This is a genomic window from Desulfogranum aggregans, assembly GCF_055398265.1.
Genome location: NZ_AP042447.1, coordinates 4,163,657 through 4,184,991, shown reverse-complemented (window position 1 = coordinate 4,184,991; position 21,335 = coordinate 4,163,657). Strand labels below are relative to the sequence as shown.

12 protein-coding genes and 1 pseudogene are annotated in these 21,335 nt (G+C 52.3%); 7 read left to right on the top strand and 6 right to left on the bottom strand.

The features are described 5' to 3' along the window. Positions 1–378 precede the first annotated feature (378 nt). The 7 genes and pseudogenes from ACZ52Z_RS18390 to ACZ52Z_RS18360 all read left to right on the top strand — a co-directional run. Positions 379–1,770 (top strand): annotated as a pseudogene (locus tag ACZ52Z_RS18390) (PTS mannitol transporter subunit IICB); the annotation flags it as partial. Between the two features lie 107 nt (positions 1,771–1,877). Further along, positions 1,878–4,508, top strand: a complete 2,631-nt coding sequence (gene ptsP / locus ACZ52Z_RS18385) for a phosphoenolpyruvate--protein phosphotransferase (RefSeq protein WP_464268234.1) — start codon at positions 1,878–1,880, stop codon at positions 4,506–4,508. 31 nt (positions 4,509–4,539) lie between these two features. Then, positions 4,540–6,276, top strand: a complete 1,737-nt coding sequence (locus ACZ52Z_RS18380) for an alcohol dehydrogenase catalytic domain-containing protein (protein WP_464268233.1) — start codon at positions 4,540–4,542, stop codon at positions 6,274–6,276. A gap of 3 nt (positions 6,277–6,279) precedes the next feature. Further along, positions 6,280–7,209: a 1-phosphofructokinase gene (pfkB, locus tag ACZ52Z_RS18375; protein ID WP_464268232.1), complete on the top strand. Its 930-nt coding sequence runs from the start codon at positions 6,280–6,282 to the stop codon at positions 7,207–7,209. Between the two features lie 72 nt (positions 7,210–7,281). Then, on the top strand, positions 7,282–8,262 hold the full coding sequence (locus tag ACZ52Z_RS18370) for a class II fructose-bisphosphate aldolase (RefSeq protein ID WP_464268231.1): 981 nt from the start codon (positions 7,282–7,284) through the stop codon (positions 8,260–8,262). A gap of 47 nt (positions 8,263–8,309) precedes the next feature. Continuing rightward, complete coding sequence (gene gap, locus ACZ52Z_RS18365) at positions 8,310–9,314, top strand: type I glyceraldehyde-3-phosphate dehydrogenase (protein ID WP_464268230.1); 1,005 nt, start codon at positions 8,310–8,312, stop codon at positions 9,312–9,314. Positions 9,315–9,629: 315 nt separating this feature from the next. Next, positions 9,630–10,412 (top strand): enoyl-CoA hydratase-related protein, encoded by a 783-nt coding sequence (locus ACZ52Z_RS18360; protein ID WP_464270819.1) that lies wholly within the window; start codon positions 9,630–9,632, stop codon positions 10,410–10,412. Positions 10,413–10,926: 514 nt separating this feature from the next. Here the strand turns inward: ACZ52Z_RS18360 and ACZ52Z_RS18355 are convergent. The 6 genes from ACZ52Z_RS18355 to ACZ52Z_RS18330 form a co-directional block, all read right to left on the bottom strand. After that, on the bottom strand, positions 10,927–11,796 hold the full coding sequence (locus tag ACZ52Z_RS18355) for a transglutaminase family protein (RefSeq protein WP_464268229.1): 870 nt from the start codon (positions 11,794–11,796) through the stop codon (positions 10,927–10,929). 8 nt (positions 11,797–11,804) lie between these two features. After that, positions 11,805–14,327, bottom strand: coding sequence for a circularly permuted type 2 ATP-grasp protein (locus tag ACZ52Z_RS18350; RefSeq protein WP_464268228.1), 2,523 nt, complete (start codon positions 14,325–14,327; stop codon positions 11,805–11,807). 60 nt (positions 14,328–14,387) lie between these two features. Continuing rightward, complete coding sequence (locus tag ACZ52Z_RS18345) at positions 14,388–17,708, bottom strand: transglutaminase family protein (RefSeq protein ID WP_464268227.1); 3,321 nt, start codon at positions 17,706–17,708, stop codon at positions 14,388–14,390. A gap of 141 nt (positions 17,709–17,849) precedes the next feature. Next, positions 17,850–18,824: an alpha-E domain-containing protein gene (locus tag ACZ52Z_RS18340; protein ID WP_464268226.1), complete on the bottom strand. Its 975-nt coding sequence runs from the start codon at positions 18,822–18,824 to the stop codon at positions 17,850–17,852. 1 nt (position 18,825) lies between these two features. After that, positions 18,826–20,280, bottom strand: coding sequence for a circularly permuted type 2 ATP-grasp protein (locus ACZ52Z_RS18335; RefSeq protein WP_464268225.1), 1,455 nt, complete (start codon positions 20,278–20,280; stop codon positions 18,826–18,828). Positions 20,281–20,412: 132 nt separating this feature from the next. Further along, on the bottom strand, positions 20,413–21,204 hold the full coding sequence (locus ACZ52Z_RS18330) for a transglutaminase domain-containing protein (RefSeq protein WP_464268224.1): 792 nt from the start codon (positions 21,202–21,204) through the stop codon (positions 20,413–20,415). Between the last annotated feature and the right edge of the window lie 131 nt (positions 21,205–21,335).

Genomic DNA, 21,335 nt, shown 5'->3' with positions numbered 1-21,335 from the left:
GGAAACGACGGACAGGCTTGACCCTAGTCAATGAGCGCTAGCGACAGTGTATGTTACAAAAATAACACACCGCTCCTTGTGCAATTCCATAAAAATAGATACAAAATTCTTCATTCCTTGCAGACCCTTCAAGCAGAAAAACCAAAAAAGGGAAATACATTTAATGATGTAAATACAGAAAAATAGAACACATATACCTTTTCAGCCCCCCAGAAAAAATATTGCATGAAAAAGCTTGACATTCATTCATGTAAACGTTTACAGTAAATTTATCACTAAGAGCTTGCTCCTGAGAGAGGAGAGGCAAGCGCTGAGCGATTGACAACAGGAAGAAGCAGGTTGCAGGTTCACGCCAAATTTTACGCAAGGGGGAAGGTGATGTCCGCAAATACGTCAAATACGAATGTTGCAAAAGTGGGGGTCCAGTCCTTTGGGAGATTTCTCAGCGGCATGGTGATGCCTAACATCGGTGCATTTATCGCCTGGGGGTTGCTGACCGCGTTGTTTATTCCGACCGGCTGGCTGCCCAATGAAAAACTGGCGTCCATGGTCGGCCCTATGATCACCTATCTGCTGCCCCTGTTAATTGGTTATACCGGTGGCAAGATGGTAGGCGGCGACCGGGGAGCCGTAGCGGGTGCCGTGACGACAATGGGGGTCATTGTCGGCAGCGACATCCCCATGTTCATGGGGGCAATGATTGTCGGCCCATTGGGAGGATTGGCAATAACAAAATTTGACCAGAAAGTTCACGGAAAAATAAAGCCTGGCTTTGAAATGCTGGTCAACAACTTCTCCCTGGGCATTATCGCCATGCTGGTGGCCCTGGTTGCCTACATCATCATTGGCCCGATCGTCTCTTCACTCACCAGTGCACTGGCATCCGGAGTCGGCTGGATTGTGAACATGCACCTTCTGCCACTGGTGTCCATCATTGTGGAGCCGGCAAAGATTCTTTTTTTAAACAATGCCATAAACCATGGCGTATTCACGCCCCTGGGTGCAGAGCAGGCCGCCAAAGTCGGGTCCTCCATTTACTATCTGATAGAAACCAACCCTGGTCCTGGCATGGGTATCCTTCTCGCCTACATGGTTATGGGAAAAGGTACGGCCCAAAAGTCCTCTTATGGAGCTGCCATCATCCACTTTTTTGGCGGCATTCATGAAATATATTTCCCTTACATTTTAATGCGACCCAGACTGATCGCTGCTGTTATTGCCGGCGGCATGGTGGGAGTAGGGTTCAACATGGTCACAGGCAATGCCCTGGTTGGGCCACCGTCTCCGGGTTCTGTTTTCGCGCTTACCCTGATGTCCACCAAAGGAACGGGTATTCTCCTGACCTTGAGCTCCATCGCTCTGTCTGCTCTCACTTCCTTTCTTATCGGAGCAGTCATTTTACGCAAGCATCCAACCGAAAGTGATGATCTGGAAGCTGCCAAGGCTGCTGTTGCCGCAAGCAAGACCGAAGCAAAAGGTGAGACGGCACCGGTGGCGACAGGAAGTGTTCGATCAATCGTCGTAGCGTGCGATGCGGGTATGGGATCTTCAGCCATGGGAGCCACCATATTGCGCGGTAAAGTCAAGGATGCGGGCCTGGACATTGAGGTGACCAACGCCGCTATTAATGACCTGAAAGATGCGGACATCGTCATTACCCAGAGTGAGCTAACCGACCGTGCCCGGTCTATGCTGCCCAATGCCCAGCACTTCAGCATCGATAACTTCATGGACGCAGACTTCTACGATGACCTGGTAGCCAAGCTGGTATAGCCTCCTTCGGGACTGACCGCAGTAAACGATACGGTGGCAGTAAAGTTGCAGGCACAAGGCACAGGGCCTGTTAGAAGATCGACACGATTACAAAGGAGCTCATTATGTCATTTTTTAAAAAATTACTCGGTGGTCAAAAAAATTCGGAGAGCATCGAACAACCCGAGGTAATCGAAAAAACAGTTCAGCCCCCTGCACCGCAAGAGGACCAAGCCGCCGCAGAAGATAATCTGACGGTCAGCCCCGGGCAGGTTGCCCTCCAGATTGATGCGGCAACCAAAGATGAGGTCCTGGAACTGATAGCCCAGAACCTCTCCTCATTAGGCCTGGTGAAAGGAGATTATTTGCCCGCACTGCGCGAGCGCGAGGAAAAAGTCAGCACCTACCTGATAAACGGAGTAGCCATCCCGCACGGGGTAAATGAGGCAAAAGACCAGGTCATACAGACCGGTGTGTTTATCGCGCAGGTTCCCCAAGGTGTCACTTGGAATGACAAGGGCGATGTGGCTCGACTGATCGTCGGCATTGCGGCAAAAGGCAAGGATCACTTGAGCCTGCTGCAGCGCCTGACCGAAGTTGTCATGGACGAGGCCTTAGCAGAACAGTTGACATCCACGACGGATAAAACCGACATCTTGAATGCGCTCAATGCAGCGGAGCATAGGGCATCAGAACAACTGGAAGATTATTCTGTCGCAGAAGAAGCAACGGTTGTTGATGTTCAGGGGATGCATGCCCGCCCCGCCAGCCTGATTGCAGAACGCGCTGCAACATTTACAGCAACGAATATCCGCGTTCGCAACGATAAGAAGACAGCTTCCGCGAAATCCATGGCATCCCTCCTGGCCATGGGTGCAAACCATGGCGATACCCTAAAAATTTCAGCTGAAGGGGATGATGCGGAACAGGCGGTTCAAGTTCTGGCTGCCATGATAAATCAGGGGTTGGATAATGATGAGGAAGAGGCGAGCGCATCCTACCATCCATTGACCGTTTTATCCTCTCTGCCCGATGTGCAGTGCCGCCTGATTATTAACGGTGCTGCGGCATCACCTGGCATTACCATGGCGCCTGCATTTCGACTGCAGGCAGGAAAAATCCATTACGAGGAGAACGCTCAACATCCCAAAGAGGAGGCTAGCCTTTTCAGCTCCGCCCTGACCGAGGCCGCTCACCAACTGGACGAACTCCAGGCCAACCTGCAGGATACAGCACCAAATGAAGCTGCTATCCTGCATGCGCAAAAGCAATTGCTGCAGGATGAACTGGTCCTGACCGACAGCGAAAAGCTGATTGTCAATGGTAAGACTGCTGCCTGGGCTTTTCATCAAGCCATTGAAAAGCAGGTCGAGTCCTTGAAAAAGGTTGACAACGAGCGGTTGAGGGCAAGGATTGCCGACCTGATCGATGTGCGAGATCGGGTAGTGGCGCTTATGGTACCCGCTGCATCTGCCGTTGATTACCCTGAAACCGATTTTGTTCTCATGGCCAAAGATCTAACGCCCTCCCAGACAGCCGGACTGCATGGCATGAAGGTACGCGGCATCTGCACTGAACTTGGCGGCCCTAACAGTCACATGGCCATCCTTGCCAGGGCCTTGGGGATTCCCGCGGTAGTCGGCCTGGGTGAGGGAAGTCTTACCGCCATAGAAGACGGAGAAATGGTTATTGTCGACCCCCAGGCATCGTCCGTTTACGTCGCCCCGGATGAAGCAACCCAAAAAAACGGACGAGAGTGGATTGACCAGTGGAAACAGATCCGCAAGGCAGAGGATTCACAAAAACATATGGCCGCTGAAACGCAGGATGGTCAGCAAATCACCGTTGTGTGCAATTTAGCCAAACCCGAAGACGCCAGGCTGGTTCTGGAAAATGGCGGCGAGGGGGTGGGATTATTACGAACAGAGTTTCTTTTTGAATCCTCTACTGCTGAACCGACCATCCAAGAGCAGTGTAACAGTTTACAAGCTATCATCAAGGAACTTGGCAGTCGTCAGCTGATCGTAAGGACGGCGGATATTGGCGGAGACAAGCCGGTGTCCTGGCTGCATGTCCCCCATGAAGACAACCCATTTCTGGGTATGCGAGGTATCCGTCTCTCGTTCAAACATGAAAACATGTTCAGGCGTCAGCTTACAGCCATTTATCAGACAGCGCTCTGGCAGCAGGAAACCTCGGGAGCAACTGGGCTGCACATCATGTTTCCCATGATAGGCAGGATGTCGGAATGGAACAAAGCGCGGGATATTGCCGAGAGCGTCCGCTCAGAGCTCAACGCCCCCCGGCTGCCGCTGGGCATCATGATTGAGGTGCCATCCGCTGTGATGATTGCCGGGGATTTAGCCAAAGAAGTGGATTTCTTTTCCATCGGTTCAAACGACTTGACCCAGTATACGCTGGCTATAGATCGCATGCATCCCGAACTTTGCTGTGAAGCCGACAGTTATCATCCTGCCCTGCTGAAAATGATCGAGATGACAGTAAAAGCCGCACAGGCGCACGGCAAGTGGGTTGGCGTGTGCGGCAACGCCGCCGCGACCCCTAACCTCGCCACATTACTGGTTGGGCTGGGCGTAAGCGAGCTGTCAGTAAGCCCAACTAATGTAGCAGCCGTTAAAAACATAATCCGCGCAGTGAACTATGGCAAGCTGCAGGAAAAAGCGAACAAAGCGCTACAGTTGGACAGCTCAGAAGCAATTATGGAGCTGTACAAAGTGAACGACGACTTATTGTAGTATATTTATTTCAACGCCCAAGGAGAGCATAATGACATCACAATATAAAAAATATCACTCCCCAGACGCCACCGTGCCTGAAACAGGACTGGCATGGAATATGTACGGGGCTGGAGAGGATCAGATAGGAAGAAACGGCAGTCCCGAGTCATTGCCCATTCCACAACCGGGACCACACCAGATGCTGGTCCGTGTTGACTCGGTTGGGCTCTGCTTTTCCGATGTGAAACTGATTAACATGGGGGGAAGCCACCCCAAACTGTACAACCGTGATCTAGCTAAAGAACCGACAAGGCTCGGTCATGAAGCATCGCTAACGGTAGTGGAAGTGGGCGAAGAACTCAAGGACAGGTATTATCCTGGACAGCGCCTGGCAGTACAGCCGGATATCTATCAGGACGGCAAGAGTACCGCGTATGGCTACACCATTCCTGGTGGGCTTATCCAGTATCACCTGATCGGCCCGGAAATGCTGGAGACCGATGAGGGTGAGTGTTTACTGCCGGTCGACGAATCCATGGGGTATGCTGAAGCATCGCTTCTTGAGCCCTGGGGCTGTGTTCTGGCCTCGTATACCCAACGCAGACGTCTTGAGCCCAAAGAAGGCGGGGTAATGTGGATAATCGGCAAGCCGGGTGATGACGCGGTATATACTTTTTCCTCGGGCCTCGACGCACCGGCTGTCATTGTTCTCTCCGATGTCCCAGACAATATAGCCCAGCTTGCGGAAAAGGCATCTGCCCAGGTAACGGTGCGCAACGGTATCACTGCCGAACAGTACCATGACCTGGCCAAGGAGTTCACCGGTGGAAACGGATTTGATGATATCGTCCTCCTCGATCCCCGCTCTTCGGAGCTTGTCGGCAAGGTGGCCGGGTACATAGCCCGTCGGGGAACCATGAACATGGTTGGCAAAACCCAGCTGGACGGACTGGTCGATACGGATGTGGGGCGTCTCCATTACGACTACATCGCCTTTCTCGGCAACCAGGGACCGGATATTGCTGCCTCCTACGGGGAGCAGCGCAATCGGTGCGAACTGAAATCCCAGGGTACAACGGTCTTTATCGGCGCCGGCGGACCCATGGGGCAGATGCACGTCCAGCGAGCGCTGGAGCTCCCTGATGGGCCGACAACAGTCATTGCCACGGAAGTGAGCGACCAGCGCCTCGATGCGATCAGCAATCGTTTTGCTCCATTGGCGAAAAAAAACGGAAGAAACCTGCTGACCTTTAACCCCCAGACCAGCCAACAATCACTCCGTGATTTTGTGCTGGAGACAACTGGTGGAAAAGGAGCGGATGACGTGGTGGTAAGCGTACCCATTGCCGCTATTATGGCCGAAGGAGATACCCTGATGAATGAAAACGGCATGCTGGTTTTCTTTGCAGGTGTCCCCAATGGTACCATGGCTCCCATGAACCTGAGTAATGTCTATCTCTCCAATGCCCAATACACCGGCACCTCCGGCCTCACGCTCGAAGACCAGCGACAGGTGCTCAGCCAGGCCTCCAAAGGCTCCCTGTCCCCCGGCCGAAGCGTCGGCGCCATCGGCGGGATGAGGGCGGCAAAGGAAGGAATCCAGGCGGTTATCCAAGGCAAATATGCCGGTAAAATTATAATTTTCCCGCAGATTGAGGATTTACCGCTCATCGGCCTCGATGAACTTGGTGATATCCTACCCGAGGTTGCTGCAAAGCTTGAGCCGGGAAATATGTGGACAACGGAAGCGGAAGAAACGCTGTTTGAAAAATACTGGAAGGAGTGAATAATGATATTTACCGTAACACTCAATCCAGCCGTTGATCGGGAAATGACCGTTGATGCCATTGCCTTCAACACCGTCCTTCGAGCCACTAATTGGCAGGTAGACTGCGGTGGTAAAGGGTTTAATGTTGCCCGTATGCTCACCTCACTTTCCACTCCCAGCGTGGCTCTCGGTTTCGCCGCTGGAAAGAGTGGAGAAATGCTGGAGACAAAGCTCCATTCCCTGGGTATCGAGACCGAGTTTGTTTGGGTTAAGGGAGAAACCCGCACCAACGTCTCCATCGTCAGCGCAGAAAACGGTCAATATGTGAAGGTTAATGAACCGGGGCCGACCATAACCGAGGATGATCTTGCGCATCTGACGAAAATGATACATAACCGGGTTGAGGCCGGAGACTGGTGGGTGCTTGCCGGCAGCCTGCCTCCAGGGGTAGCACCTGACTACTATGCTGAGCTGATTAACATTATTCAGTCGGCCGGGGCTAAGGTTTTCCTGGACACTAGCGGAGAGGCTTTGCGTCATAATTGTGCGGCAAGCCCATTACTGGTCAAGCCGAACGACGAAGAGGCACACGAGTTGACAGGCTTGCCCGTCGGCACCATGCAAGAGGTTGCCGCTGCCGGAAAGGCAATAGCAGGCATGGGACCGACCAGTGTGATTATCTCCCTCGGAAAAGAGGGTGCCGTCCTCGTAGATAAGGGGAAAGCGTGGCTGGCTGCAAGTCCGCAGATCGTGGCGGCCAACCCTGTCGGAGCAGGTGACTCGATGGTTGCCGGAATTATCTGGGGACTCAGCCGTGGAGACAGCTTGCAGGACGCCCTCTGCAAAGGCATCGCCTGCGGTGCTGCAACCGCCAGTCAAAAAGGTACATCGGTCGGCTCACTGGAACAGGTGAACCAATTACTGGCTAAGGTACAGATACAGGAAGTCTGAACGGTCAGTTTACCCATCTCCCCGGACTGCTCATGAGCAATTCGGGCTACGCATAATTTACGGAGGCTTACAATGGTTGATTCTGCTCCTTACGAAAAGATCGGATTAGTAAACACCAGAGAGATGTTTCACAAGGCAATGGAAGGCAAATACGCCATCCCTGCCTATAATTTCAATAACATGGAACAGCTGCAAGCCATTATCGCCGGTTGCGTTCAGTCAGGCTCGCCGGTTATTCTCCAGGTGTCGGGCAGTGCCAGAAAATATGCCGACCCTGTGTTTCTTCCGCATATGGTGGAAGGCGCGGTGGCCATGGCAAGGGCAATGGGCAGCAACATCCCCATCGCCCTGCACCTGGATCACGGTGACACGTTTGAACTTGCCAAGGAGTGCATAGACAGTGGGTTTTCCTCGGTCATGATTGACGGCTCACACCACTCCTTTGAAGAAAATATCAGGCTTACAGCAGAGGTAGTGAAGTACGCGCATACAAAAAATATAACCGTGGAAGGAGAACTCGGCGTCCTGGCCGGGGTTGAAGATGAGGTTTCTGCAGAGGTCTCTCATTATACCAGGCCCGAGGAGGTGGAGGAATTCGTCGGCAGAACCGGCGTCGACAGCTTGGCCATCTCCATTGGCACCTCCCACGGTGCGCATAAATTCAAGTTGGAGCCAGGGGAGCAGCCGCCCCCATTACGTTTTGATATTCTGGAAGCCATCGAAAAACGACTCCCCGGTTTTCCCATCGTCCTCCATGGCGCATCTTCTGTGACGCCCAAGCATGTTGAAATGATCAATACCTATGGCGGTACCCTTGAAAGTGCGGTGGGCATTCCGGTGGAACAGCTGCGTCGTGCCGCCAGGTCAGCGGTCTGCAAAATCAACATTGACAGTGACGGCCGCCTGGCCATGACCGCGGTGGTCCGCCGCATTTTTTCCGAAAACCCTGCAGAGTTTGATCCGAGAAAATACCTCGGTCCAGCCAGGGACGAACTGATCGAGCTCATACGCGAAAAAAACACCAACGTACTTGGCAGTGCAGGACAAGCCTGAGCAGAATGCCTCGGAGAAGAGACCAAGACACCACAGGAGACAGCAAAATGACTGTACGTATCGGAATTAACGGATTTGGACGTATCGGAAGGAATATTTTCCGGGCCGCTGCCACTGACCCGGAGTTTGCAGAAATTGAAATCGTGGCGATCAACGACCTGACAGATACCGCAACCCTGGCCCATCTCCTCAAATACGACTCGGTTATGGGCCGGATGGAGGCAGATGTGGAGGTATGCGATGGCGGCATACTGGTTGATGGCAGAAAAATAACCGTCTGCAGCCACAGGAAACCTGCCGATATTCCGTGGGGAGATATGGGTGTCGAATATGTTGCCGAATGCACCGGTCTTTTTCGTGATGATGCTACAACCGTTTCCCATATCGACGGCGGAGCGGAAAAGGTGATCATCTCTGCTCCGGCAAAAGGCAATGTGAAAACCATTGTCATGGGAGTGAACGAAGAGGAGTACGAGCCGCAGAAACATCATATCGTGTCCAATGCCTCATGCACAACCAACTGTCTGGCACCGTTTGCCAAAGTGATAATGGATAACTTCGGTATTGTCCGCGGCCTGATGACCACGATCCATGCCTATACCGGCGACCAGCGACTGCTCGATTTCCCCCACGCCGACCTGCGACGGGCAAGAGCGGCCGCGCTATCCATGATCCCGACCAAAACCGGTGCTGCCGCTGCCGTGTCTCTGGTCATCCCCGAGTTGAAAGGCAAATTTGACGGCCTGGCAGTTCGAGTACCGACCCCGACTGTTTCCCTGGTGGATGCGGTGATGGAAGTGGAAAAGGAAACCACGGTCGAAGAGGTGAATAACTCGCTGCGTGCAGCTCAGAATCGCTATCTCGGTTTTACCGACCTTCCTCTGGTTTCCATCGATTTCCAGGGCGACAGCCGTTCTTCCATCGTCGACGGCCAATCCACCAAGGTGATTGGCAACACGGTGAAGGTCATGAGCTGGTATGATAATGAGTGGGGCTACTCCAACAGGATGCTCGACCTTATCCTGCATATGCGTCAATCAGCTGTTCTTTAACTCTTTCTGCACAGAATACACGGTGGAGTGAGGAAGCAATCGTGGATGTCTCGGGGTAACAGCATTGAGGTGGCGGAGTTTCTGTGGACACTTTCTGCAGATTGCATTACCAATCCTTCAGGAATTGCCTGATGCGAAGAGACAGACAGATTGAAAACTCTCGCGAGACCGTGGACACGATATCGCAGCGTGGGTGAAGGCAGGAACCCTGCGCTGCGGCTGCCTGGAAAGATGAGAACTCGTGATACCATGCATGGTCTGCGCCGTCCTCCGCAGCAGGTAGATACTGCAAGCGATATCCCCACAGGAGGAACCTTGAGCTACGAAAATCTGCTGCTTGACGTCAAAGAGACTATCGCCACCCTGACCATAAACCGGCCTTCGGCGCTCAATGCGCTGAATGCTGCAACCTTAACTGAACTGCACTCGTGCCTGCGGAACCTGGCGACCATGAGTGAGGTTCAGGTGGTGATTCTCACCGGTGCCGGAGAACGCGCCTTTGTCGCTGGTGCCGACATCGCCTTTATGCAGAGACTGTCTCCTAGAGAGGCCCGGGCTTTTGCTCTCCAGGGACAGGAGGTATTGCAACTGGTTGAGACCATGCCCAAGCCGGTCATCGGTGCCATCAACGGGTTTGCCCTTGGTGGCGGGTGCGAGCTGGCCATGGCGTGCGATTTTCGCCTGGCCAGCGAAAACGCCAGGTTCGGTCAGCCGGAGATCAACCTCGGCATTATGCCCGGTTTCGGCGGCACCCAACGGTTGGCGCGTCTCATTGGCAAAGGTCGTGCAGCAGAGCTCCTTTTCACCGGGGATATGCTCGAGGCAGACGAGGCCCACCGCATCGGACTCATTAACCGCGTGGTCCCGTCAGCCGATCTCCTCAGCGCCTGCTGCGAAATCGCTGCCAAGATTACTGCCAAGGGCCAGGTGGCCATGGAGTTCTGCAAAGAGGCGCTCAACAACGGCCTGGAAATGGACCTTGAGCGTGCCTGTCATTTTGAAGCCGACCTGTTCGCCCTCTGCTTTTCCACCGCTGATCAGCAGGAAGGCATGACCGCTTTTCTCGAAAAACGTGCTGCCCGTTTTCAGGGAAAATGATGCCCATATGACCTGATGAAGAGGTGAGGTACGAAGCACCCTACGCAATTGCGTCCACGATCGATTACCTCGCCCTTCATTTCCGTGCCCCCTCCTTTTCAGGCAGATAGAAAATGTTCCAGGGAGTCGACAAGCTGTTTACGTAACCACTCAACCATACAGTCGACCGCCGTCACAGGAAAAAGATACTCTTGCGCTCAAGTGAAGTGCCTGACAATGAACTGAGGAAGGTACTGGTGCTGTACAGCGGAGAATACGGAGAATGGAGGTAAAAACGTCTTCCGGACAGATCCACCTTTGCTTGATCTGCCCGGTATAGCCGGGGAAAGGGCGACAACACCTTTCCTTCAATTGGGACCCGGTAAAATGGGGTCGAATCATAGAGCGATGCAAAACCATAATTTGTTGTTGATCAGCGGTTCCATCACCCCCTGATATACTTATGGAGAGTGCGACAGGATGAGTAAAAAACAACTATCTGCAGGTCGATGAGAGGCAGCGAGACAGCCGTTGTTCATGTATCGTTCAATGCCGTCACATCGACCATGACCGACAATTGATGGCGCCCTCCACCGAGAACAACTCCTTTGACGGGCGCAACATCCCCGTAATCCCTGCCCCAGGCGACAGTGATGTATCGTTCATTGGCTGCTGAGTCATTGGTGGGATCCAGATCCACCCACCCGAAGGTCGGGACGAATACCGAAATCCACGCATGCGAGGCATCTGCCCCTACCAGCTTGGGTTTTCCCGGCGGTGGCAGGGTCTCAAGGTATCCGCTGACATACCGTGCAGCCAGCCCATGTGCTCGCAGGCAACTGATCGCTACATGAGCAAAATCCTGGCATACGCCGCGCCTATTGGCCAGCGCCTCAGTCAATGGCGTATCAACCTTGCTGGCTGATTTATCGTAGCTGAAATCACGAAATATCCTTTTGACGAGGTCCATGGCTCCGGCAAGTATGGGTGCTCCCGGCGGGAAAGAAACCTTGCCGTATTGGCAGGACTCTGCTGTACAAGGGATGAGGGGGCTGGAAAATACATACTGCCGGGCATCAAGTTCATCAAACTGCTGATGTTCAACAAGTATAGAGGCAGTCTCTTCCCAAGACGGAGTAGAGGCGGGTTCCGGCATCACAGGTCTGGAGGTGTTGACCAGACTGGTTACAGAAACAGTCAGCTCCTGATGAGGATGCTGTACCATGAACACATGTGCCTTATTGCCGAAATAATCTATTCGCTCATGCAGATATTGTGGAGGAGGATCAATCACCAGTTGACTCTCCCTCACTTCCTGACTTTTGGTGTTTCGTGGAAAGAGAAACAGTTCATTCTGCGAAAGCGAGGCAGGAGCAGAATATTTATAGCCTGTTGTATGTGCCACCCGATAGATCATGGAGAATGCTTACTCGAAATCATCGCATAGTGAGGTGTTGCCGGAATACGTGTCAGGTAATGAGCACTCAACTGCTGTGAAAAATCTTTCAGCTGTTCTTCAGCCTTTGCAAGAAATGCAGAGAGGGCATCAAATCCGGTTCCATTATTCCCGCAATGTATATCCGATAAATCAAGCAGTCGAGTGGAAGTGAGCAGCTCCAACACGATTTGTTCTTCCCTGCTTGCAAATGTTCTTTCATCTTCCCGGGGTAAATATTGGACATGATCTGCAAGCTCGGCAAACTGGAATGCCAACGACTGGGGATTCCCCTCATCGGCCAGGAGCAGGTCCAAAACAGGCGCCACCTGAAAAGTGGAGCGATATCGGCCTCGGTAAGTCATCACACTCTCGGAGATTCGCAAGAGGGCCTGCAGGGTACTATGCGAATCATTACATAGTTGCCCAAGAGAGAAGCGAATGAGCGAGGCGAGGTTCAGTGCCCGCTCAACCCTGCGTCCCATATCCATAAAGCGCCACCCCAGCCCTCGCGTCATGCTCTCCATCGCCAGGCCACTAAAAGCACTCAGGGTAAGTAATGTCTGATCGAGAATGTCTATGGGGTCGTTGCCGGCAGCTTCCCGGAAATCCTCCAGTTTGTTGATTACTCTGGTTGAGTCGATAGACAATCGGTCACGGACATTATGCGCAGTCTGGCGAACATTCCGCAGTATGGAGACAATGCTTCCAGGGCGATTCTTGGTGTATAACGCCTCCTTGAGGTGCATCGTCAACGCAGCCTCGGAGAGTGGGCGCTGCTCCTTTTCCGGCGGAGAAGGTATAATCTGTTTTTCGTGGAGAATGGTCAACAGCAATTTCAACGCAGGCACTTCTTCCGGCCTATCCTCTCCGGAAAGACAGCCGAAAACAGCGCGCAACAGCCGAATCAAGCCTTCAGCACGCTCCAGATACCTCCCCAGCCAGAGCAAATTGTCGGCAACCCGGTTGGGCAAGTCACTGAACCGTTTAAATTTTGGGATGACTCGCAAACCGGCCATCATCGAAAATGGCTCCACCGGTTCTTCTGAGATAACCCAGATATCCTTGCTGTGCTGAGACTCGGGAGACCCTGAGAGTAATGAAGGCACCGCTGTTGATGTGACAGCCAATCCGCCGGGCAGCACAGAAAAACCATTTTCAGTCGCGCACGCGAAAATCCGCATTATGCAGTAGGTGCCATAAGCGCCATCATCTCCCCAACTCGGAGCGGACGAAGGCAGCACAGGAGCTGACACCACATAATCAGACGGTGCTTCGCGCACTTTTGCAAGCACGTCTGCCTGCACATCAAACCATTGATCATACTGCATGGCCGACATAACCGCCGAAGGAGCAAGTAGACTATCCAGATTTGCCGTGCCCTCCTCGCTCCCGCACCACCACGTCGGATGATTGTCCAACAGCAACCCTTCACCCAGCATGCTTTGGCACAGTTCGGGTAAAAAGCACTTTAGCAACGGCGTGTCTATAAATCCGCTGCCAACGGGATTAACAACGTCAATATTTTGCTCTCGGCAGGCCTGTACCAGCCCGGCAACCCCGGAGGCCGTCTGGCGTCTCAGAGCAAAGGGGTCGCTGTCCAGATCATCAATATGCCGAAAAATCGCTTCAACAGGTTCCAGCCCTGTTAACTTCTTCAGAAAAATGCTTCCGTTTCGAACGGTAAGATCCTGCCCCTCCACCAGTGGATAACCAAGATAGCGTGAAAGCATTGCATGCTCAAAATAGAGATGGCTATTGGGACCGGGCGAGAGCAGCACAATACCTGGATTATCCTTTCGAAGAGATAAGCGCTGGGTCAGCGCCTGATGGAACGATTGAAAAAATGGCGCCAGACGCCGTATACTGGAGCGGTGGTACAACGTGGAAAATAGGCGTGAAATGACAATCCTGTTCTCCAACGCAAAGCCCAGACCTGCCGGTTTTGCACCATGATCACGGAGCACCCGAAAGGAACCGTCTGGCGCCCGGTAGATATCCACTGCATAAAAGGTGAGAAAACGATCCCCTGAAGGCTGAACCCGATGACACTGGTGGAGAAAATTCGGATTGGCGAAAACAAGCTCGGCAGGCACGTTTTTGTTCTTCAGCAAATCCTGAGCCCCATAGGTGTCTTCCAGGATTTGCTCCAGCAGGTGCGCCCTCTGTTTCACCCCAGCCTCAATATTCCTCCACTCCCTGTCCGAAAGGAGGAGAGGAACCATATCCAAGGCCCAGGATGTGGTCTGCTCGGTCAGGTCATCGAAGGGATTGATCGTAGCGCCATCCTCATGCCGCATTCGCCTGGCACGGTCATTGTCGGCGGCCAGTTCGTCAAATGTCTTCTTGCCAAGGGAAGAGAGAAGAGATTGCCAATGCGGCCTTGGCCTGGCTGGATCCGTATACCCCTCACAATAGGAATTATCCGGCCAGGGCAGTGCATCAAAGAAGGCAGGTGAAGCGCTGGCAGCGCTGGCACCACTGGATCTTATATTGCTCATAAAGATGATTGAATACGCTCAGGCGACTGGGGAGACGTCATTGAATCCACGAGGTGGTACTTACACTGTTCCCCTTCGCAAATCAAGTGTATACGGATACAGATGATTCACCTCTGCGGGCGGAGTCAAAAACTGTTCACCCGGAGTATGCCCATGTGGAATAAAACGCGAGTTTCTGCGTCCTTCCGCCTCGTATGCATTGACAGGAAAGATATCATAACTGCGTCCGCCGGGGTGGCCGACATGATAAGTACACCCACCCACCGCCCGCTGTGACCATGTATCATAGAGGTCTATTACAAGGGGGGCGTGTACCCCGATGGTCGGGTGCAGGCAGGATGGCGGTTGCCAGGCTCGATACCGCACACCACCGGCAAAAACTCCACTTTCCAGGGTGGGCTTGAGCGGTACCTTGCGGCCATTGCACAGTACCAGATACCGATCGTCTGTCATACCCGAAACCTTCACCTGCACTCTCTCCACCGAGGAGTCGACATAACGTGCGGTCCCGCCGCCGCCGGCTTCCTCACCAAGAACATGCCACGGCTCCAGGGCCTGGCGCAATTCCAGCTCAATGCCCATATAGTTTACCTTGCCATAAATCGGGAAGCGAAACTCAAAATGCGGGTGAAAAAAATCCATGGTCACCGGATATCCGGCTTCACTGAGGATATGCAGCACATCGGCAAAATCATCCCGTACAAACTGGGGGAGCATGAAACGATCGTGCAGACGGGTTCCCCAGCGGACCAGTTTCTGCCGGTAGGGTTGTTGCCAAAACCAACTGACAAACACCCGAAGCAGCAGCTGCTGGGCAAGGCTCATCCGGGCATGGGGCGGCATTTCAAAGGCCCTAAACTCGAGGAGACCGAGCCTTCCGCTGGCGCTGTCCGGGGAATAGAGTTTATCAATACAGAACTCCGCTCGATGGGTATTGCCCGACACGTCAACCAACAGGTTTCGGTATAGCCGATCCACAAGCCAGGGTGAACAGGGCTGATCGCCTGACGTCTGCCGATCCTGCTCGGCAAAGGCTATTTCCAATTCATAAAGGCTGTCATGCCTCGCCTCGTCAATACGGGGCTGCTGACTGGTCGGCCCGATAAAAAGTCCGGAGAACAGGTAGGAAAGTGATGGGTGGTTATTCCAGAAAGTAATAAAACTGCGCAGCAGGTCGGGACGACGAAGAAAAGGGCTGTCAGCAGGCGTTGCCCCGCCGATAACGATGTGATTACCACCGCCGGTTCCGGTATGACGCCCATCCACCATAAACTTTTCCGTACCCAGTCGTGTCTCACGTGCCAGTTCATAGAGCCTGGTCGTGCAATCCACCATCTCCCGCCAGCTGTGCATGGGCTGGATATTCACTTCAATAACTCCGGGATCAGGCGTAACCTTAAGACTTTCCAACCGGTAGTCAGAGGGCGGAGTATAGCCTTCCAGCACCACGGGATACCCTGTAGCATGAGCCGCTTTTTCGACACATTGAACCAGTTCCAGGTACCCTTCAAGGATAGTAATCGGCGGCATAAACACGTACAGCCTGCCCTCGCGCGGTTGCACACAGAGTGCTGTGCGAACCAGCCAGGCGGCCGATTCACCGGGCACAGGTTCAGGTTCCTTGCTGGGACCTGGCTGGGGGAGAATACCTCTTCCAGGTTCCGGCCCGGGGGGCTCGCCTGCTAAGCGCTGCTGATCCAACAGGTCTGGTAGAGGACCGCGCTCTGCCATGGGGTCCATGGTGTACTGTTCGGGAATGTCCCCAGGAGCAACCCATGGCAGGGAATCCAACGGCAGGCGTAACCCAGCCGGGGAATCCCCCGGCAGCAGATACATGTGTTTGCTCCTGAATGTCCACGGTCCGCTCCTCCAGGAGCCGTACTCGAGCGGTAGAACATACCCGACAACCGTGCCAAGCCCTCGTTGAAAGGCCTGCACCAGTCTCCTTCGTTCTTCCGGATCATCAATTTTCGGGTCGTCCGGGGTGACGTTCACAGGCAGAGCCTGTTCCTTGAGCAGATAATGCGTTATATCCTCGTAGCTCTCCCTGATATACTTTTCATCAACCCCAAGCAGAGCGGAGAGTTTTCTGATAAACCTCTCCGCCTCTTTTATGCCAAAGCCATAATCCCTGGAAACATCTGCCAAAAACTCATGATTTTTCCATACAGCTTTCCCGTCTTTTCGCCAGTAACAACCAAAAGCCCACCGCGGCAGCGATTCACCAGGATACCATTTTCCCTGGCCATAATGCAGGAACCCGCCCGGCGCCCACTCCTTGTGGAGTTTTTTTATGAGGTTCTCCGAAAGCCGCAGCTTTTCCTCTCCAAGAGCCTCAGTATTCCATTGCGCTCCTTCCATGTCATCGATGGAGACAAAGGTAGGCTCTCCTCCCATGCTCAGACGGACATCATGATCACCGAGCTCCCTGTCCACCCTGTCGCCCAACAGCACAATCTCTTGCCAAACGTTTTCCGGGTACGGCTTGGTAGAACGAGGCGCTTCAAATATCCGAGTCACAGACATGTGATGACTGAACTCCACCTCGCAGGGGTCCAGCGCACCCGTTATCGGTGCAGCGCTTTGCGGTTCAGGAGAACAGGCCAGCGGTATATGCCCTTCTCCTGCAAAAAGCCCCGACGTCGGATCCATACCGATCCACCCTGCTCCTGGAATATAGACCTCCGTCCAGGCATGCAGGTCGGTAAAATCCTCCTCTGCACCGGAAGGGCCGTCCAATGACTTCACGTCCTGCTTCAGCTGCACCAGATAGCCGGAAACAAATCGTGCTGCAAGTCCAAAGTAACGAAGAATATTAACGAGCAACCAGGCTGAATCCCTGCATGAACCGCTCATTTTGGTCAGGGTTTGATCACATGTCTGTACGTTTGGTTCCAGCCTGATAAGATAGCTGATATCCCGACTCAGCTTCCGGTTTATATCGACCAGAAAATCAATGGTGCGCCTGGGGGCTGTATCTATCGCGGCAATGTATTCCTGAAAACGCTCTCCCAAACTCCGCTGAGTAAGATACGGGCGCAACTCTGCCCGCAAATTGTCCTCATACGAAAACGGAAACTCCTCAGCATCCGGCTCCAAAAAATAGTCAAAGGGATTGATGACGATCATGTCTGCAACAAGGTCGACCACCACCTGAAATTCCGTTGTCTGCTCAGGAAAGACCAACCGGCCCAGATAATTGCTGAAAGGATCTTGCTGCCAGTTGATAAAATGATCTGCGGGAATCACCTGCATCGAATAGCTGAGCACCGGCGTCCTGCAGTGCGGAGCCGGGCGCAAACGAACAATCTGGGGCCCCAAATGAATCGGGCGGTCGTAAAGGTAAGAGGTTTTGTGATGTAAAGCTATGTGGATGCCCATGGATAACTCCTTGATAAATGCGGCCCTTGACGCCGAACGATAACACCTTGAGTGCGTGGCATGAATCCGGCAGCTCAAGCCTTTGCAGCAGGAAGAGGAAAAAGAGCGTACCGATTGCCTTTTTCCCGGGCAGAGAAAGTACTACTGCTGGTTTGATGCAAAGGTTTTTCGAACCGGTACATTGAAGAATATTTCTCCTATGATTCCGCCTAGTTGATTTAACTGAACCTGCAGATTATCCAAAAATTCGTGCAACCCGGAATCAATAGCCTCATCAATATCCGTATATTCCAGATCAGCCATGAGGCGGCCCAGCTTCTTTTCCGCCTGGTTTGTTGCCGATCCATGGGGCGACCCGCTAATTCGATGCAAACAGATCTGTGCTTTTGCTAGGCAATGATGGATCGAACGGGGGAAAAACTTATCGAACACCAAGAAATTACTTACATTCCGAGGACTTATATGGTGCATCTCCTTCCTGAACATTTCAAATGCGCTCGTTGATCGTAAAACAGATATCCATTGGATATTATCAATCGGCGCATTCACCATACTCGGTTCCGGAAGCAGCATGAAATATTTTACATCAAGAATACGTGAAGTTTTATCAGCACGTTCGATCATCATGCCGATCCGTGCAAAATTCCATGCCTCGCCATGACTCATGGTACAATCTAGGAGCCCGGTAAAAAGATGACTGCGCATTTTGATGATATTGTAAAAGCGGTTTGGATCCTGAAGAGCCATTTTAATTGACTCCTCCTTGATCAACTCAAGGTAAAAGTTATTCAGATGTTCCCACATTTCCGAGGAAATGATTTCTCTGATGGAACGGGCATTCTCCCTGGCAGCGGCCACACAGCTCAAAATCGAATTTGGATATTCCCTGTCAAAGGTGAGAAACCATATGACCTCCTCCTGGCCGTAGGTCTGCTCTCTTTTCTCATACAACTCGTGATCACCGGTTGTCATTATCAAGGGTGCCCACTGTTCTTGTTCAGAGTGGGGCATATCAAGCAGGAGGTTGAGGTTAACGTCTATAAATCGGGCAACATTCTCCGCCCGCTCTATATATCGGCACATCCAGTAAATTGAATTGGCCACACGGCTAAGCATTTCACTCCTCCTCTTGCTTACTTGGCTGCAGTACCCAGGTATCCTTACTGCCACCCCCTTGGGAGGAATTGACAACAAGCGATCCTTTTTTCAATGCCACCCGCGTCAGCCCGCCGGGTTGCACATAAATTTCCTCTCCGAACACCACATACGGCCTCAGGTCCACATGTCGTCCTTCCAGATGATCATCTACGATTGTCGGTACGCGGGACAGCGAGATTGTCGGCTGGGCTATATAATTGCGGGGCTGTTGGATAATTTTTTCCGCAAAGGCTTTCTGTTCATTTTTCGAGGAGTGAGGGCCAACCAGCATCCCGTAGCCGCCGGATTCATTGGCCGCTTTTACCACAAGCTCGTCAAGATGCGACAACACATAGTCTCTTTCTTTTTTTTCTTCGCAGACATAGGTAGGGACATTAGGCAGTACAGGATCTTCTCCAGTGTAATATTTAATTATCTTGGGAACATAGGCATAAACAACCTTGTCATCAGCTATGCCGGTGCCAGGAGCATTTGCCATCGCTATCCTCCCGGCGGTGTACACTTCCATCAGCCCCTTGACCCCTAAAAGAGAGTCAGGACGAAAGACTGCCGGGTCAATAAAATCGTCATCAATTCTTCGGTAGAGAACATCGACCCGCTGCAGCCCCTTGGTAGTAAGCATATGAACATAGCCATCAGCAACTTTCAAATCCCGCCCTTCAACCAGTTCAACCCCCATCTGCTGTGATAAAAAGGAGTGCTCAAAATAGGCGCTGTTGTAAATACCGGGGGTCAACACACCTATGGTTGGAGACTCTATTCCTGCCGGTGCAAGATATTCCAGCATCTCCAATAGCTTCCCCGGATATTCGTCTACAGGCCGTACCCTGGTTTTCTCAAACACATAGGGAAAGGTCCGCTTAAGGACCTGTCTATTTTCCAGCACGTAGGAAACTCCGGACGGACACCTGAGGTTATCCTCAAGTACGTAAAAACAGCCATCAGCGCCTCGGATCAGGTCGGTGCCTGTTACATGACACCAGATTTTTTTCGGGGGAGTAAATCCCTCGCACTCTTTTCTGTAGGTCTTGCTGCTAAGGATCAACTCTTTGGGTACGACCTTGTCCTTAATGATTTTTTTATCGGTATAGATGTCTTGTAAAAACTCGTTGAGCGCAAAAATACGTTGCTTGAGGCCGGCCTCGATTTGTTGCCAATCCCTGTCAGAGATAATCCTGGGGATGAGATCAAATGGAAAAATTTTCTCTGTGCCCTGTCCTTGGCCATACACATTGAAGGTAATGCCCATTTTCAGAAGCAGGGCTTCCGCCTCTTTTTGCCTGAGCTTCAAGTCACCATCCGGCAGCGATTCGATCTTTTCCACAAGCAAATGAGCACCGGGCCGCGGGTTGCCATTTTCGTCAATCAACTCATCAAAAAATCCTTCTGGATCATACGATGTAAATGTTTTCATAAAATCTCATCCCTGTCTCTAACCTGCTCTTTGTAACAAACGGGCTTCTGTATTTACAAAAATGTCGTTTTTACTGATTATGAACGGCAGATGGTCCCTGAGCGTGCTCCATCTCCACAGCTTCCACCCTGGTCAACCAGCATGTTCACACCTCACATCTACTATTTTTTCAATTGGATATACAGGTGGCCCAAACTGATTGTAGATGGCAACATCAGCCGCGTCACGGCCATACCCTAAAACTACATATGTCCTCTTCTCTCGGGTCTGGACGGGATCAAAAAGATACCAACGTCCTGCCACATAGGCCTCAAACCAGGCGTGCATATCCATTGGCTCCAAACCATGGAGATACCCGACAACCATACGGGCCGGTATGCTTAGCGCACGGCAAAGAGCAATCCCCAAATGAGCAAAATCTCGACAGACTCCCCACCCCCTGGTGTTCACCTCGCTGGCTGTAACAGGGGCATCACTGTCATCGAACGCATAACGTATATTGGCCTGAATCCAGGATTCAATTGCCGCAACCTGATCATACCCCAATGCAACTCCGGCAGTAATGTCAGCCGCCATCTGACCAAAATACTCTGACTCACAATATCGGCTGGGCAGCAGAAATATCAGTGCTCCATCTGGCAGATTCCGTACCTCTACAAATTGCCCGCCCGGTTCCCGATCCACCCCTTCTGCAACGATAACCTGCGCCTTGGTGTGAACAGAAAACCTTCCCGGGGGAGCAACCAACCGCTGGCATAAATTACCAAAAAGATCTGTAAATTCTGAAACATAAACAACAGGATCCAGTCTGTAGGTCTCACTGGAAACCCATTGATACGCGCCACTGCGCGGCCGCAACATGAACACAAACGGCGTTGGCACACCAATCTCAAAAACCAGGGTACAGTTGGTCAATACATGCATTGTAAAATTTTCCCTCACGTTTCCCGAAAGAGATTGCACACCATACGATCACCATGCAATTTATATACCTTTGAAAGGTCACCTGCAACCCCACACCATGCCATGGCAAGAGTAATTCCCAACACCTCTGC

What these genes read in the sequence shown, in the direction of transcription:
- ptsP (WP_464268234.1), top strand. Translation starts at nt 1,878, where the DNA reads ATGTCATTTTTTAAAAAATTACTCGGTGGTCAAAAAAATTCGGAGAGC.
- ACZ52Z_RS18380 (WP_464268233.1), top strand. Translation starts at nt 4,540, where the DNA reads ATGACATCACAATATAAAAAATATCACTCCCCAGACGCCACCGTGCCT.
- pfkB (WP_464268232.1), top strand. Translation starts at nt 6,280, where the DNA reads ATGATATTTACCGTAACACTCAATCCAGCCGTTGATCGGGAAATGACC.
- ACZ52Z_RS18370 (WP_464268231.1), top strand. Translation starts at nt 7,282, where the DNA reads ATGGTTGATTCTGCTCCTTACGAAAAGATCGGATTAGTAAACACCAGA.
- gap (WP_464268230.1), top strand. Translation starts at nt 8,310, where the DNA reads ATGACTGTACGTATCGGAATTAACGGATTTGGACGTATCGGAAGGAAT.
- ACZ52Z_RS18350 (WP_464268228.1), bottom strand. Translation starts at nt 14,327, where the DNA reads ATGAGCAATATAAGATCCAGTGGTGCCAGCGCTGCCAGCGCTTCACCT.
- ACZ52Z_RS18345 (WP_464268227.1), bottom strand. Translation starts at nt 17,708, where the DNA reads ATGGGCATCCACATAGCTTTACATCACAAAACCTCTTACCTTTACGAC.
- ACZ52Z_RS18340 (WP_464268226.1), bottom strand. Translation starts at nt 18,824, where the DNA reads ATGCTTAGCCGTGTGGCCAATTCAATTTACTGGATGTGCCGATATATA.
- ACZ52Z_RS18335 (WP_464268225.1), bottom strand. Translation starts at nt 20,280, where the DNA reads ATGAAAACATTTACATCGTATGATCCAGAAGGATTTTTTGATGAGTTG.
- ACZ52Z_RS18330 (WP_464268224.1), bottom strand. Translation starts at nt 21,204, where the DNA reads ATGCATGTATTGACCAACTGTACCCTGGTTTTTGAGATTGGTGTGCCA.